The sequence below is a fragment of the Pectobacterium betavasculorum genome, from assembly GCF_000749845.1.
In the GTDB taxonomy this organism is placed as follows: domain Bacteria; phylum Pseudomonadota; class Gammaproteobacteria; order Enterobacterales; family Enterobacteriaceae; genus Pectobacterium; species Pectobacterium betavasculorum.
Genome location: NZ_JQHM01000002.1, coordinates 523,385 through 537,775 on the forward strand (window position 1 = coordinate 523,385; position 14,391 = coordinate 537,775).

The following is a 14,391-nucleotide window of genomic DNA, read 5'->3' on the forward strand; positions in this document are numbered from 1 at the left end:
CATTTCCCTTAGAGCAGTTCATTCCCTTCAAACAATAAAGCAAGGTATAGTGTGACTCTGGTTAGCTGGGATTTTGTTCATCTGACACGGAGGATATGATGTCTGACCGCCCGCTTTGCGATGCTGTCGTCATATTATGTACCGCACCTGACGATGCCTGTGCGCAACAGCTTGCCAATTCGCTGTTGGAAACGCGGCTTGCCGCCTGTGTCACCCTGCTGCCCGGTGCCCGTTCGCTCTATTACTGGGAAGGCAAGCTCGAACAGCAATCAGAAGTACAAATGCTGATAAAAAGCGATACCTCACATCAGCAAGCGCTGCTGACTCATCTGAAACAACAACACCCTTATGATACGCCGGAGCTACTCGTCCTGCCTGTATCTGGGGGCGATAGCGATTATCTGACATGGCTCAACGCATCTTTACGCTGATTTTCCTGTTATGGACAGCTGTCGGCACACCCCATGTGGCCGCCTCTTCTTTTGGTCAAAAACTGTTTGGCAACAGCACGACATCACGGTTTCTACCCGTCGATGGGGCTTTCTCCTTTGAGTTTCAGCAGCAGGGAAACCAGCTCAATCTGCACTGGGACATCCATCCCGATTACTACCTGTACCGCGCACAAATCAAGATCGAAGGGAACAGCGCTACGCTTGGTAAAGTGGAGTTGCCACAGGGCGAAAGCCATAACGACGAGTTTTTTGGTCAGGTCTTTATTCTGCGGGATCGGTTGGCGCTAGCGGTTCCGATTGAACAAGCCGAAAGCGGTGCGGCCGTCAAAGTTACCTATCAAGGCTGCGCCGATGCAGGTTTCTGTTATCCGCCAGAAACGCGAACCATTCCCCTCAGTCAGGTGCTTGCTACCACAAGCAGTGATACGCCGCTCAATACTCTATCAGACAAGGTAAGACCATCAGACCAAGCCGCATTGTCACAGAGCACACCCATGCCGTTCTCACCGTGGTGGGCGCTGTTGATTGGCATCGGCGTCGCCTTTACCCCTTGCGTCCTGCCAATGTACCCGCTGATTGCCAGTCTGGTGCTGGGCAGAAAAGAACAGCTGACGCCGCGCCGCACGCTCCTGCTGTCGATGACCTATGTTCAGGGTATGGCGCTGACCTACACGCTGCTCGGTCTGGTTGTCGCCGCTGCCGGATTACGCTTTCAAGCGGCGCTCCAGCATCCGTATATTCTGATCGGCCTGTCGGTGATGTTTATCGCACTGGCGCTATCGATGTTTGGCCTTTATACGCTCCAGCTCCCGTCGTCGATACAAACTCGACTGACAGAGTGGAGCAACCGCCAGCAGGGCGGCTCCGTCACCGGCGTATTCTGCATGGGTGCGCTGGCAGGTCTGATTTGTTCTCCCTGCACCACTGCCCCGCTCAGTGCCATCCTGCTTTACATCGCCCAGAGCGGCAACATGCTGGCAGGTGGTGGTACGCTTTATCTCTACGCACTGGGTATGGGCTTACCGCTCATTCTGGTTACGCTGTTTGGCAATAAACTGCTGCCGCGCAGCGGCCCGTGGATGCAGTACGTTAAAGAAGCCTTTGGCTTCATCATTCTGGCGCTGCCTGTCTTCCTGCTTGAACGCATTCTCGGTGAGACTTGGGGAGTGCGCCTGTCGGGCGCGCTGGGCATCGCCTTCTTCGGCTGGGCGCTCATGCTGACGCTAAGCAGCAAAAAAGGCTGGATGCGTGGCGTACAATTGCTGCTACTGGCAGGCGTGGTGATCAGCGCCAAACCGCTGCAAGACTGGGTATTCCCCCCAACTGGCGTGGTGCAAACCCACTCCTCGGCACTGAACTTCGCCCCTGTCGCGAATATTGCCGATCTCAACAGCGCGCTGGCAAAGAGCCCTCAGCCTGTTATGCTCGACCTTTACGCTGACTGGTGCGTGGCCTGCAAAGAGTTTGAGAAATACACATTCAGCGACCCAGCAGTGCAGAACCATCTGTCGCGCATCACGCTGCTACAGGCAGATGTTACCGCTAACCGTGAAGAACAGAACGCGCTGCTGAAAAAGCTACAGGTTTTAGGGTTGCCGACCATCGTGTTTTTTGACGTACAGGGGAAAGAGATCCCCGGCTCGCGCGTCACCGGTTTTATGAACGCTGAACAATTTCAGGCACATTTGCAGAAGTTCAGCCCATAAACGACACTTTCTATTCGATTTTGTGCTTCTGGAGGAGACCTAATGCAACGGGAAGAGGTTCTTGAACATGCGCTTACTCTACTGGAGCAGCACGGATTTGCCATGACGACGCTGGATATGCTGGCGGAGAAACAGGGGGTTCCTGTCGAGGAACTGACGCCATTCTGGCCGGATCGAGAGGCACTGCTGTACGACTGCCTGCGCCACCATAGCCAACAGGTCGATACCTGGCGGCGTCAGTTGCTACTGGACGACGAGAAAAGTATCGAACAAAAGCTGCTGGCACGCTATCAGGTGCTGCATGAGTCGGTGAACAAACAGCGTTATCCAGGTTGCTTGTTTATCGCAGCGTGCAGCTTCTTCCCTGATATCAATCACCCTATCCACCAAATTGCGGAACAGCAGAAGCTGGCTTCCTACAGCTACACTCGCGATTTGCTGGAAGAACTGGAAACCGACGATCCCGAGATGGTCGCACAGCAGATGGAATTGATTCTGGAAGGCTGCCTGAGCAACCTGCTGGTGAAACATCATGCCGCCAGCATCGCCACCGCACAACGGTTAGCAGAAGATGTATTACGCTTCGCGCTGTGCCGCAAAAACGGCGCACTCACCTGATTTCAGGTATCAAACGCGAGAAACCCTACGCATTGACTGAAAAGTCGGCAGTCAGTAGGGTTTTCCGCGCTTTCGTTGATAAACCCGTTGACGCCACGCGGCCAATACGGTTTAATGCGCCCCGTTGCCCGGATAGCTCAGTCGGTAGAGCAGAGGATTGAAAATCCTCGTGTCCTTGGTTCGATTCCGAGTCCGGGCACCATATTTTTGTTTTGGGACGTTCCTATACGTCCGGGAACATAGCAAAATCAGTAAGTTGATGAAAATCTGGAGTACCTCAAGGTACTTCCAGATTTTTTGACATCCGTAGTTTTTGGGGGCTTAATTGGGGGCCTGTCGGTTCGATAAACTACGGAGCCCCCACCATGCCTCTGACTGATACCGCCATCCGCCACGCCAAGCCGCTCGATAAACCTTACAAACTCAGCGACGCGCAGGGTCTGTACCTGCTGATTAAACCTAACGGTTCCAAGCTCTGGCATCTTAAGTACCGCTTCGGCGGCAAGGAGAAGAAGCTGGCGTTTGGCGCTTACCCGACTGTCTCGCTTGCCAGTGCCCGTAAACTGCGTGAAGAAGCCCGAACTATTCTCAGCGCAGGGGACGATCCCGGCGTAAAAAAACAGCACGACAAACAGGCAAAGAAAAACGGCAATACCTTTGAAGCCATCGCTCGTCAGTGGGTGGCCGCGAACATTCGCTGGAGTGAGGCACACGCCGCCAAAGTCCTGCGTTCACTGGAACTGCACGTTTTTCCGCTCATCGGCAATGTCCTTGTCACCGACCTGAAAACCGCCAACCTGCTGATCCCGCTGCGGATAGCGGAGAAAAAGGGTTGTCTGGAAACGGCTGCACGGATACAGCAACGCACGACAGTCATCATGCGTTACGCCGTGCAGGAAGGACTGATTGCCAGCAATCCGGCCAATGACCTCTGCGGCGCTATCACCCCGCCGCCGAAAAACCATTACCCTGCCCTACCGCTGGAAAAGTTGCCGGAACTGCTAGAAAGAATAGAAGGCTATTCAGGCAGACTGCTGACAAGGTTAGCGGTACAGCTTAATTTGCTGATCTTTATCCGCTCCAGTGAATTGCGTTTTGCCCGTTGGGTAGAGATCGATCTGGATAACGCCATGTGGACACTTCCCGCACAGCGGGAGCCTATCGCTGGCGTGCGTCACTCAGAGCGCGGCGCAAAAATGAAAACGCCGCATCTGGTACCGCTGTCAAAACAGGCGGTAACGATACTGAAGCAGCTAAAACTGTTGTCCGGCAACGGGGAATTACTCTTTCCCGGCGATCACGATGCCCGTAAGCCAATGAGTGAGAACACCATCAACAAGGCGCTGCGCACGATGGGTTATGACACACAGGTGGATATCTGCGGACATGGCTTTCGCACGATAGCGTGTAGTGCGTTGATCGAATCAGGTCGCTGGTCAAAAGATGCTGTGGAGCGGCAGATGAGCCATCAGGAGCGCAATCACGTTCGTGCCGCCTATATTCACAAAGCGGAACACCTCGACGAACGGACTCAGATGATGCAATGGTGGTCAGATTATCTCGATGCCTGCCAGCATCAATTCATCCCGGCTTATCGCTTTGAGAAGTCGATTAAGGTTGCCTGAGCCAGACTGATATACCTATGGAATAAGTCGCTTCTAATCGAACAGAGGCGGCTTATCTTGTTTCTCTACGCCGCTGTTGTATCAGGGCTGAGGCGGAGCGCAGCAGAGCGAGCACCGAACATCCCTGATACAACAGCGGGATTCTGTCATCATCAAAATTACACGTGTTTACAGGGACAAGCGATATGACAGGCCGCCCTTGTATGGCTTTTTAATGGATGCGAACAGCAGAAATTAAAAAGTGGCGTGAGGCGAGTAAATTCCATTTCGTAGAAATGGCTAATTTGCGTCGCCCGAACCCACCCGCGAGCGTTTCCCCCAAGGGAAACCGAGCAGGCCGGGGGAGCCGAATAAATTTTGCCGCCCCAGCGAGCAAAAAGACGCGCCCACGCGTCGGTTTATTTGGGGGGCTTGCCCCGCACACCGTCGCAGCTAAGTCTCCGGCCAAAAGCCGGTAGCGAGGCGCGACCAACCCATTTAAAGCAGCGTTTCCCGTTATTTCGCACCGAGCTTGCGAGAAAGAGAAATAACAGGCTAAAACGCGCGTCTTAAAGGGGTTGGTCGCGCGTAGCGTGCGACGGTGTGCCGCCGTTGACCTTGGGGGTTTTGGCGTGGCGTCCAGCCGCGACATTACCCCCATGCGACAGACAATAAGGGCGTCCAGCCCGCATGAACTGGCGCACGCCGTTTTGTGCCGGGAAATGTATTTTCCGGCACAGGGATGCATTGCTGCCAGCGCATTCGCCTCATGCGCTCGCCACATATACTTGCCCCATACCATGGGGCGAAGTCACGGGGTGAGAGCATGGGGCGAACAACAAAAGTAAACTGTCGCGCTTCGCTTGCCTTCTCCCGAACCGTTACCGATCTAGTTCGATAACGGTTCGGGAGATCCTGTTTTACTTTAACGATCTTCTGATTTGCGGTAACGGGAAGGCCAGATTTCCGCAGGTGAAACCCCCAGCGCTTCCGCAATCAGCTTTTCCCCTTTCGGCCAGTGTTTTGTTAACGCGTTTGCCAGCGTGGAAGACGCTAACCCCGCTTCTCGGGAAACGACCGCCAATGTTGTTCCCTTCTTTCTTAACCCGGCGATGATATCTGCCGGGTGCCAATCCTTATCAATCATCTCCATGATCCTTATTTTGTGGCCTCACATTAAACATCATTTGTTCAGATAGTCTAAACAACTACGATGTTAAGTAATGCTAAACACTAAGTCAATGTATGATCATTGATGGTGTAATGGATGCTGCCTACTCGTCTCAAAGCCGCCCGACTACGGGCTAATCTAACTCAGGAAAAATTGGGAGTTCTTGCTGGCATTGAAGAAGAAACCGCTCGTTCCCGCGTGTCTCAGTATGAAGGTGGGATACATCGTCCAACATTTGAAATGATGTGCGCATTTGCAAAGGTACTTAATGTGCCGGAATGCTATTTTTACACCGTTAACGATGATTTTGCTCAGATGGTTCTGGAGCTTTACCTTAAACATCAGAGTCATTCTTAACGAATGCAAATAAATCCCCGCCTCTATTGTTCAGGAAGTCTAAGCAACCTACATGTAAAGTAGTGCTAAACATGCTATCAATATCCTTATTGATGGTGCCATCATGTTGCCCATTCGCCTTAAAACGGCTCGTTTACAAGCCAATCTCACTCAAGAAAAGCTAGGCGTACTGGCTGGCATTGAAGAAGCCACTGCACGATCACGCATATCCCAATATGAAAGCGGTATACACCGCCCAACATTTGAGATGATGTGCGCGTTTGCTAAAGTGCTTAATGTGCCAGAGTGTTATTTTTATACGGTTGATGATGATTTTGCGGAAATAATTTTAAAATTACATGATGGTGAAATGGTTCAATGGGTAAAATAAATCAATCCATATAATAACTTTTGAAATTATCATTTGAACTATCGCTGAAAATAGCAACCTTGCGGTGGTGAAACCGGATAGAATTGGCCTTACTGGACACAGATATGTTTTGCGACTCCCCGCCCAGTTCGCCATAAACACAATGAATGTATATATTTTTATAAGGATGTTCTGTAAAGTAAATTTGGTGCTTTAACTAGATGATTTTAGAGGTTTTGCGATAACTGAGTTATTTTTAGATAGTCACAATATGCAGTACGACTGAACCTATTACCACTTGAAATTTATGAATAAAAACAGAGTAAATGCGGAGAGGTGAAAACATGGATTATTTTTTAAACACCCCAGTTAATATTGTAGGTAATAATAAACTTCGCTCTCCTCAAATTGAGGCATATATTAAAATTGTAGATTATTTTTCTTCGAATGATAATGGCGAAGCTTTAGTTGTACTACCAACAGGAACAGGTAAAAGCGGACTGGTATCGATAGCTCCATTTGGTATTTGTAAGGGCCGTGTTTTAATAGTCACTCCGGGTTTAGTTACTAAGCAAAGTATTGTAAAAACCCAAGAAATGTTAAGTGATAATTTTTGGGTTAATTTTGATGTGATATTTAATCCCAGCGATCTTCCATCCCTTTGCGAATATGAAAGTGATATAACAGTTGAGAATTTATATAGCAGCAATATTGTTATATCTAATATCCACAAACTAACCTCATCAAGAAAAAATAGTTTAATAAACAGTGTTCCTCCAGACTTCTTCGATATGGTGATTATAGATGAAGCTCACCATGCACCAGCACAAAGCTGGAAAGAGTTGTTAGCATATTTCTCAAAGGCAAAAAAATTACACGTTACCGGAACTCCATTCCGTGGTGATAACCAAAAATTACCCGGAGAGCTAATTCACGAAACGCCACTATCTGAAGTTATGCGTGATAGATATGTAAAATGGCTCAGAAAAGAAACTGTAAATGCCAGTCAGTTATATTTTACAATGCCACATGCTCCCGGTGAAAAATTTACACGCGAACAGATCCTAGCTCTAAAAGATAAAGAGTGGATAGAGAAAAGTGTGGCATTATCAAAAGACTGTTCAATTGAAGTGATAAATCACAGTATTAGTAAATTAGCAGAGTTAAATGATGCTTCAAAAAAAATACCTCATAAGATTTTGGCTGTTGGTTGCAGCATATCTCATGCTGAAGATATAAAAAAATGGTATGAAGAAAAAGGGCTTAAGTGCATAATTGTTCATAGCAATATGGAGTATAAAGAAGTTGAAAGAGCATTTAAGGATATTGATAATCATTTATGCCAAGTTGTAATCTCTGTGAATATGCTTATGGAAGGCTACGATCATAGATACCTAACAATTCTAGCCTTGTTTAGACCATACAGAAGTATAAATGCTTTCGCACAAATAGTTGGACGTGTTTTGCGTGCTATTCCCGAAGAGGAAATAGAAGCCTTTGAAGTAGATAATAACGCTCTCATTATTTATCATCAAGATATTGGCCTTGATGCTATGTGGTCATCTTTCCAAAAAGAAGTTGATCGGGGAACTCAGCAACGAATTAAAGACTATAATTTTTCCGATTACGAGTATGAAGGAAAAGACAGATCTTTAGCAGGCGTATTCATTGATAACAGCTTTATAAGTGATCAAGATTCTTATCTAAAAGATATTGACTTTAATGAACTTTTTGAACAAAAAAGGGCCGAAATTGAAGCCCGAGCAAACCAAAAAATTGATAAGTTAAGAGATAATGTTACTGATGGCGAACTCGATGAAGACGACCTTGCATTAATTAAGGCGCAAATGATCGCAAAAGAAACTCGCAAAGTTTCAAATGACGATATTGATCCTAATCTCATATCTAAGAGACCAGAGCTATATCGTAAAAGAATGCGTGAAACATTAACAAAGCGCTCTCGTGATGAAGCTACAAATATTTTAAGTGACTTAAAATTAGATCCAAAGGGAACCGAGTTGACAAAAATTCTGTCAAGGCACATAAGAACCTTAAGGACAGATACAACCAACGATGGTACACTTGTAATCTATATAAATGCCAAATTGCATAACCGATTTGGCCCTGTAAATGAAAGGGATAATGATGCTTTAACGATGTCTGTTAATTATCTCCCTACTATATTCAAAGAGTTAAGGAGCATGTTGTCATGCTAAGCACCAAAAGTGTGAACCAGCTCATAGACAAAATAGTTTCTGTACACCTTTCAAAAGGTGTGCAGCCTCATGAACTTGCAGAAGCTGCATTTAGCCCAAACTACGACGAAATTGTCATTAAGAAAACTCGAAGTGGTCTAAAGGTCTCTGTCTCCTTCTTCGAGGATGAAGATGGACGAAGAACTAACCATACGATGTTGTATACTTATAATTCAAAAAAAATATTGCAGCGCGTAGAACAAAAAGTTAATAACGGTAATTTCAAAATTCAATGGGATAGAACTGAAAATTTATCTCACCTTATTAATGAGCTTTCATTTAAATTATCTCGTGATTACACGCTTGATTTTATTAATGCACTGATGTCTACCCTTCCGGTTGAACTCAGAAAAAAATGCCTTGACAAATCAGTTAGTTCCGCAAGATAAATTTTATAAAACCGGCTAACAAGCCGGTTTTATACCTTCCAAATTCCTTTTTTAAGTAGCTAACCAATATATCAGTCAGCACCTACACAGAACTGTCAGCCAACGATCTGCTGGCCTCACAAATCAGGAATAAACCCTTCCTCCCGCAGGGCCTTAATCACCCCACGAATCAGATACGAGTTAGAAAACTTCGCCGTATAGGAACGAGCACCCTCTTCTACTGGCTGGAGCAGTCCTCGGTCGATCAACTTACCAAGTTGATAAGTCACTTGAGCCGGTTTCAGCTCAGGTAAAGCGGTACGGAGATCACCCGCTTTTATCGTCCCGAGCTCGACAGCGCGTTTCAGAACTTTAGATTCCAACGGGTTTATTAGCCCTCTTTCAGATGAAAAGTCGATCGCCGGATACAGTATTGTCGTACTCAAAAAAGCATGGTTTGTCAGTTGATCGACTTTCTTCAACTCAGATGAAATTCCCGAAAGTACATATAAACACCATTCTTCTAAGCCCTGCTCAGTTCCTTTATCCGCTAACGACAGCATGGCGTAATAACGCTCGCGATCGTTACAAAATACCGCTGTCGGATTGAGAACCCGCCCACCAACCTGAACATTAAAACCATACTTGATAAGCAACGCATAGGTCAGCAATCTGACCGTTCTGCCATTACCGTTGCCAAAGGGGTGTATCCAACCGAAGCGGTGGTGCACCAGTGCAATCTTCATCAGATCGTATTTTGGCTTATCGGCACGGTTAATGAAGGCCGTCAGTTCCGCCATATAATCAGCAACGCGGATGTGGTCCGGCGGCAAATGGTCAGACTGAGCGATGCTGACGTTATGCTGCCGATAGGCACCGGGTGTTCTGTCACCTTCCTGTTGCAATCCGACAACCGCCAAGCTATGTAGCTCGCGGATAAAATACTCCGTTATCTCATCACCATTATTTAGATGCTCGTCGATGAATTCCATCGCAGCTTCAATATTGTTGATTTCTTTGAGCTGATCCGTTGAACTCTGTGTTCCTTCAACTTTACTTTCAACATAGTCGGCAAGCGTCGTGTGGTTTCCTTCAATCCTCGCAGAGCCCAGACTCTCCAGCATATGGAATACGGCCTTCAACTGCGCGAAAAGGATGGGATGAACGTCAGTTTCCAGACGCAGATGCCGAAGGATCTCCAGTTCCGTCAGCGCATCGACCAAAGGGGAGTCAAAACTGGGGTTCAGGAGCGAGAGTTCAAAGTGATTAAATTGAGCCATGATACGTAGTTATCTCAAATGGAGCATGACGATATCTCAAAATAATAGCAAAAATACTAATATAATCCATAAATTATAAATCAGACTGTTTATGATTATCTCAAAAATCACGAATCCGACATATCAAGTCTACGTTTGAAAAATGTTCAATGCAGAGAGGAACAGGCCATTGCCAGCATGAGAGATGAAACCACGTTTTTAGCGCCGTTAACCGCTAAAACACCGATTCATCGTGACAACCATCACAAAAACAAAGCGATTTTTTATGGGGGCTTTCGTGGGGGCGCTGCTTACGATAAATATCAATAAAATAGATAATTAACAGCAAGTTAATCGTGAGTATGATTCCGAGTCCGGCACCACCTTTCCTTTTTTATGCTTCCTTATCAATCCCTATGTTGTTGTGATTCAATAAGTTGGCGTGAAAATCTTTTCCGATGCGTTTTGATTTATCCCTTCGTATCGGGGAATTTGTGGGTCAGATTGCGGGTCATTCAGTTCGATGAACGGAAGTGATCCTCATAGGTTAACTGACAGCAAAGTCAGATCCGCGAAACCTCTCGCAAAATCTTACAAACTCACTGACTCGCAAGGCCTGTACCTCACGGTATCACCCAGCGGCGCTAAGCTATGGTATTTCCGCTATCGCTTCGGCGGTAAAGAGAACCGTCTGGCCTTTGGCCCCTACCCTCAAACCACGCTGGCAGAGGCCCGCGAAAAGCGCGATGCGGCACGTAAGCTATTGGCATCCGGCATCAGCCCTTCTCAGCTTCGCAAGGCGAACAACCCCGCCGTTGATGAATCCCGCACCTTTCAGTCTGTCACAATGGCGTGGCACAGCAGTTGCCTCAAGCTCTGGTCGGACGCGCACGCCGATAAAATCCTCACCTGCCTGAAACTCTACGTGTTCCCCGCGATTGGTGCGATGGATATCACGCAGGTTGAAACCCGCCATCTTGCGCAGTTGGTTAAGGCGATTGACGATAAAGGCGTGCATGACGTCGCCGGACGGGTACGCCAGCACCTGACTAAAATCATGCGCCACGCCGTCCAGCAGGGCGTGATTAAATATAATCCGGCTTACGATTTGGACGGTGTCGTGACCCCGGTTGTGACCCAACATCACCCCGCCCTGCCGCTGAAACACCTGCCTGAACTGCTGGAGAAAGTGGAAAACTACAAAGGCCGGATGCTCACTCGTCTGGCACTGGAGCTGAACCTACACGTTTTTCTGCGCTCCAGTGAACTCCGCTTTGCCCGCTGGGATGAATTCAACCTCAAAGCGCATATCTGGAGCGTACCCGCCCAGCGCGAAGCGGTAAACGGCGTGCGGTTTTCAGAGCGTGGCGCAAAGATGAAGGATGAACATCTGGTGCCGCTGTCACGGCAGGCGGTCGCCCTGCTGAAACAGATTCAGGCGATTTCTGGCGAATCGGTCTTCGTTTTCCCCGGCGCACATACCCTGAACAAGCCGATGAGTGAAAACACCATCAACAAGGCACTGCGCGTGATTGGCTATGACACCAAAACCGAAATATGCGGCCACGGCTTCAGAACCATGGCCTGTAGCGCCCTGAATGAATCCGGATGCTGGTCAAAGGATGCCATTGAGCGACAGATGAGCCACAAAGAGCGCAACGGCGTGCGGGCTGCTTACGTGCATAAAGCGGAGCATCTGGAAGCCAGAATCGAAATGATGCAATGGTGGTCGGATTATCTGGACGTCAACCGTGAGGGCTACGTCGCACCGTATATTTATGCGCGGAGTCATTCGGCTGGCTAACGCGCTGCGCTTGTTGGCTCCTGACGGGCTTTCTATGTGATAGAAACCCCGTCAGGAGCGTTGTCTTAAAATCATTCGAGCATTCTGCCAAACGTTTCTTACACGTTAGGATTTGCTATATCAACTGACTTTAACCACCGTTCAGCCTTTTGGTTCAATACCGCGAGTCTGGAGTTCCTTACGCAGAACACGCTTTATCCACGTAGCCAATGTCTTATCACCATCCTTATGGGCTTGTTCTTCTAACTGCGCACGAAACTCGTGGGACAGCCGAATTTGATACTGGTCTGTTTTTGATTTTTCACTTGACATTGTAATTACAAATTCCATAGCATGGTATAGTTGTAATTACACCGCAATTACATGGTGTTTTGCAACAATAAAGAACGAAGCCCGGTAGTGCTAGGAACACTAACCGGGCCTCTGACCACAACATTATGAGGACTAATGCTATGGCTGACACCAATAGTAACACGGGCTCGCCTTATCAATCACTGCCGGATTATGAGAACCGTTACTCTGCCATGAGTGCCGCGCTGGCGCGTCTGGATTTTTCAAACATGGACGATGACGAACTCTCGCAAGTGACAGAGTATTGCGCCGAAACACAGGCCGGGCTTTGCCATTGCCTGAATTTCATTGGCGATGCGCTGATTACCTTTGCCGATAATGACGTGTGCGAATCGACACCAGAAAGCTTGTGCCAGTTGGGACACGGGTTAACGGCAATCAGTTTACTCATCCCTGCCCTTACCACGATGCACAAACGCGCACATTCACTCACCGCCAGATAGCCATCTGAATATAGCCAGCCTGATTAAAGCTCTGCCGTTAGGTCAGAGCTTTTTTGCTTTCGTGGCTCAATAACAATAATTCTCCCTATCCGATATTGAGTTGTTTGCAGGCATCCTCCCCCTTTCCCGATAGCCTTCCCTACTGGCTGATTCCAGTGGGGAGAAGACATGCCTGAACGTTTTATTTTCGCAACATTTACAGCGCTCAACATGCCATTCAGGCACGACGCAGGACGCGACGGATTTAGGCGGGTGAAGGCCTGCGCCTCGCGGGCATTCATCCGTGGTGTGAGGCGAGTAAATGCCATTTCGCAGAAAGGGCTCATTTGCGTCGCCCGAACCCACCTGCGAGCGCTTCCCCCAAGGGAAACCGAGCAGGCCGGGGGGAGCCGAATAAATTTTGCCGCCCCAGCGAGCAAAAAGACGCGCCCACGCGTCGGTTTATTTGGGGGGCGACAGCCCCGCACACCGTCGTGGCTAAGTCTCCGGCCACAAGCCGGTAGCGAGGCGCGACTACCCACTTTGAAGGCGTTTTCCCATTTTTTCGCTGACCGCAACGGGCAAAAGAAAAAGTGGGCTAAAAACAGCGTCTCAAAGGGGGTAGTCGCGCGTAGCGCGCGACGGTGTGCCGCCGTTGACCTTGGGGGTTTTGGCGTGGCGTCCAGCCGCGACATTACCCCCATGTGCCAGGCAATAAGGGCGTCCAGCCCGCATGAACTGGCGCACGCCGTTTTGTGCCGGGAAATGTATTTTCCGGCGCATGGCTGCGAAGCGGCCACCCCATTCGCCTCATGCTGTCGGCACATCGCATGGGCGCATGTCATTCACGGAAATATGAGCCGAGGCCATGAGGCGAGAAAGACGAAAAAGAAAAGCAGCCAGAGACAAAGGAGGATCAATGCTAATTTCTGATTACCGTGAACGCCGCGAACGTCATTGCGAAAAGATCCAGATACTTCTCAACTTCCTGAAAGAAGAAACCTACAGCGATTTTAAAACGCTGATGCTGCTTTTTGATTATAAAAATCACAAGCCGCTTTATCTGCTGCTGGCAAAAGCCATCGACATGGGATTCATTCAAAAACAGACGTTTTGCACAAGAATGGAAAAAATCTCACTATGGGGTATCACCAACGACGGATTATCCGTTGTCGTCACACCCCATGAGGATGGCTTTCCTGCACGGTTTGAGCCCTCGAAAGTCACTGGCTGGACGCTGATACAGCGCCTTGATCGTCAGCTAACACGGCTCCTTCTTGAGAAGAAAGGCGCTTATGGGTGGATCAGCGGCGCTAATTCAACATTCCGCAGCCGCTATGAGGTATATCATCGCCCGGCCGGGGTGATAACGTTACCAGACGGAACCGTCATCGCCGTGGAGACTGAGCGACATCTGAAAACCAAGGCCCGTTATCAGGCAATTATCACCAACCATTTACTGGCGCGTACTCAAAAGCGCTGGATGTACGTTTTCTATATCGTGCCAGACCCACAGAAAAAACGGGCTATCGAACTGCTGTTCAATAACATCAAACACGTCATCGTGAATCATCAGCGTATCCTGCTGGAAGCAAAGCAGCGCAATGTTTTTCGGGTTTATACGGTTGATGAACTTAAACGGTTAGCGTTAAATTTTGACTAATTGCTGAACAAC

13 protein-coding genes and 1 tRNA gene are annotated in these 14,391 nt (G+C 48.4%); 12 read left to right on the forward strand and 2 right to left on the reverse strand.

What is annotated here, in order from left to right:
• Positions 1-98: 98 nt before the first annotated feature.
• The 5 genes from cutA (at position 99) to KP22_RS09930 (ending at position 4,401) form a co-directional block, all read left to right on the forward strand.
• Positions 99-431, forward strand: coding sequence for a divalent cation tolerance protein CutA (gene cutA / locus KP22_RS09910; RefSeq protein WP_039303002.1), 333 nt, complete (start codon positions 99-101; stop codon positions 429-431).
• Entirely contained in the window at positions 407-2,158 is a 1,752-nt protein-coding gene (locus KP22_RS09915; protein WP_039323955.1) for a protein-disulfide reductase DsbD, read from the forward strand. The genes cutA and KP22_RS09915 overlap by 25 nt, the downstream gene beginning before the upstream one ends.
• Before the next feature lie 42 nt (positions 2,159-2,200).
• Positions 2,201-2,776: a transcriptional regulator gene (locus KP22_RS09920; RefSeq protein WP_039302997.1), complete on the forward strand. Its 576-nt coding sequence runs from the start codon at positions 2,201-2,203 to the stop codon at positions 2,774-2,776.
• A 126-nt stretch (positions 2,777-2,902) separates the two neighbouring features.
• A tRNA-Phe gene (locus KP22_RS09925) sits at positions 2,903-2,978 on the forward strand.
• A 163-nt stretch (positions 2,979-3,141) separates the two neighbouring features.
• Positions 3,142-4,401 carry a tyrosine-type recombinase/integrase gene (locus tag KP22_RS09930; RefSeq protein ID WP_039323956.1) on the forward strand — a complete coding sequence of 420 codons (1,260 nt, stop codon included), beginning with the start codon at positions 3,142-3,144 and terminating at the stop codon, positions 4,399-4,401.
• A 904-nt stretch (positions 4,402-5,305) separates the two neighbouring features.
• Here KP22_RS09930 and KP22_RS09935 read toward each other — a convergent pair.
• Complete coding sequence (locus KP22_RS09935; RefSeq protein WP_039323958.1) at positions 5,306-5,527, reverse strand: helix-turn-helix domain-containing protein; 222 nt, start codon at positions 5,525-5,527, stop codon at positions 5,306-5,308.
• 120 nt (positions 5,528-5,647) lie between these two features.
• On the opposite strand from KP22_RS09935, the gene KP22_RS09940 reads away from it, so the two are divergent.
• The 4 genes from KP22_RS09940 to KP22_RS09955 all read left to right on the forward strand — a co-directional run bounded on the left by KP22_RS09940 (position 5,648) and on the right by KP22_RS09955 (position 8,901).
• Positions 5,648-5,908 carry a helix-turn-helix domain-containing protein gene (locus KP22_RS09940; protein WP_039323960.1) on the forward strand — a complete coding sequence of 87 codons (261 nt, stop codon included), beginning with the start codon at positions 5,648-5,650 and terminating at the stop codon, positions 5,906-5,908.
• Between the two features lie 103 nt (positions 5,909-6,011).
• Positions 6,012-6,278 carry a helix-turn-helix domain-containing protein gene (locus tag KP22_RS09945; protein WP_039323962.1) on the forward strand — a complete coding sequence of 89 codons (267 nt, stop codon included), beginning with the start codon at positions 6,012-6,014 and terminating at the stop codon, positions 6,276-6,278.
• Positions 6,279-6,601: 323 nt separating this feature from the next.
• A complete protein-coding gene (locus KP22_RS09950; RefSeq protein WP_039323964.1) occupies positions 6,602-8,473 on the forward strand; it encodes a DEAD/DEAH box helicase in 1,872 nt (623 codons plus the stop codon).
• The gene (locus KP22_RS09955) at positions 8,467-8,901 is read left to right on the forward strand and encodes a hypothetical protein (RefSeq protein ID WP_039323966.1); all 435 of its coding nucleotides are present in this window, start codon (positions 8,467-8,469) and stop codon (positions 8,899-8,901) included. Before KP22_RS09950 ends, KP22_RS09955 begins: the two co-directional genes overlap by 7 nt.
• A 116-nt stretch (positions 8,902-9,017) precedes the next feature.
• Here KP22_RS09955 and KP22_RS09960 read toward each other — a convergent pair whose 3' ends face one another.
• Positions 9,018-10,160: a Fic family protein gene (locus KP22_RS09960; protein WP_039323967.1), complete on the reverse strand. Its 1,143-nt coding sequence runs from the start codon at positions 10,158-10,160 to the stop codon at positions 9,018-9,020.
• A 502-nt stretch (positions 10,161-10,662) separates the two neighbouring features.
• Between KP22_RS09960 and KP22_RS09965 the strand changes: the two genes are divergently transcribed.
• The 3 genes from KP22_RS09965 (at position 10,663) to mobC (ending at position 14,379) form a co-directional block, all read left to right on the forward strand.
• Positions 10,663-11,943 carry a tyrosine-type recombinase/integrase gene (locus KP22_RS09965; protein ID WP_039323969.1) on the forward strand — a complete coding sequence of 427 codons (1,281 nt, stop codon included), beginning with the start codon at positions 10,663-10,665 and terminating at the stop codon, positions 11,941-11,943.
• A 452-nt stretch (positions 11,944-12,395) separates the two neighbouring features.
• Entirely contained in the window at positions 12,396-12,737 is a 342-nt protein-coding gene (locus KP22_RS09970) for a hypothetical protein (protein ID WP_039323971.1), read from the forward strand.
• Between the two features lie 898 nt (positions 12,738-13,635).
• Positions 13,636-14,379, forward strand: a complete 744-nt coding sequence (gene mobC, locus KP22_RS09980) for a MobC family replication-relaxation protein (protein WP_039323975.1) — start codon at positions 13,636-13,638, stop codon at positions 14,377-14,379.
• The last annotated feature ends 12 nt before the right edge of the window (positions 14,380-14,391 follow it).

Coding starts and splice junctions, on each gene's coding strand:
- KP22_RS09920 (WP_039302997.1), top strand. CDS start 2,201: ATGCAACGGGAAGAGGTTCTTGAACATGCGCTTACTCTACTGGAGCAG.
- KP22_RS09930 (WP_039323956.1), top strand. CDS start 3,142: ATGCCTCTGACTGATACCGCCATCCGCCACGCCAAGCCGCTCGATAAA.
- mobC (WP_039323975.1), top strand. CDS start 13,636: ATGCTAATTTCTGATTACCGTGAACGCCGCGAACGTCATTGCGAAAAG.
- KP22_RS09965 (WP_039323969.1), top strand. CDS start 10,663: ATGAACGGAAGTGATCCTCATAGGTTAACTGACAGCAAAGTCAGATCC.
- KP22_RS09950 (WP_039323964.1), top strand. CDS start 6,602: ATGGATTATTTTTTAAACACCCCAGTTAATATTGTAGGTAATAATAAA.
- KP22_RS09945 (WP_039323962.1), top strand. CDS start 6,012: ATGTTGCCCATTCGCCTTAAAACGGCTCGTTTACAAGCCAATCTCACT.
- cutA (WP_039303002.1), top strand. CDS start 99: ATGTCTGACCGCCCGCTTTGCGATGCTGTCGTCATATTATGTACCGCA.
- KP22_RS09955 (WP_039323966.1), top strand. CDS start 8,467: ATGCTAAGCACCAAAAGTGTGAACCAGCTCATAGACAAAATAGTTTCT.
- KP22_RS09915 (WP_039323955.1), top strand. CDS start 407: ATGGCTCAACGCATCTTTACGCTGATTTTCCTGTTATGGACAGCTGTC.
- KP22_RS09935 (WP_039323958.1), bottom strand. CDS start 5,527: ATGATTGATAAGGATTGGCACCCGGCAGATATCATCGCCGGGTTAAGA.
- KP22_RS09960 (WP_039323967.1), bottom strand. CDS start 10,160: ATGGCTCAATTTAATCACTTTGAACTCTCGCTCCTGAACCCCAGTTTT.
- KP22_RS09940 (WP_039323960.1), top strand. CDS start 5,648: ATGCTGCCTACTCGTCTCAAAGCCGCCCGACTACGGGCTAATCTAACT.
- KP22_RS09970 (WP_039323971.1), top strand. CDS start 12,396: ATGGCTGACACCAATAGTAACACGGGCTCGCCTTATCAATCACTGCCG.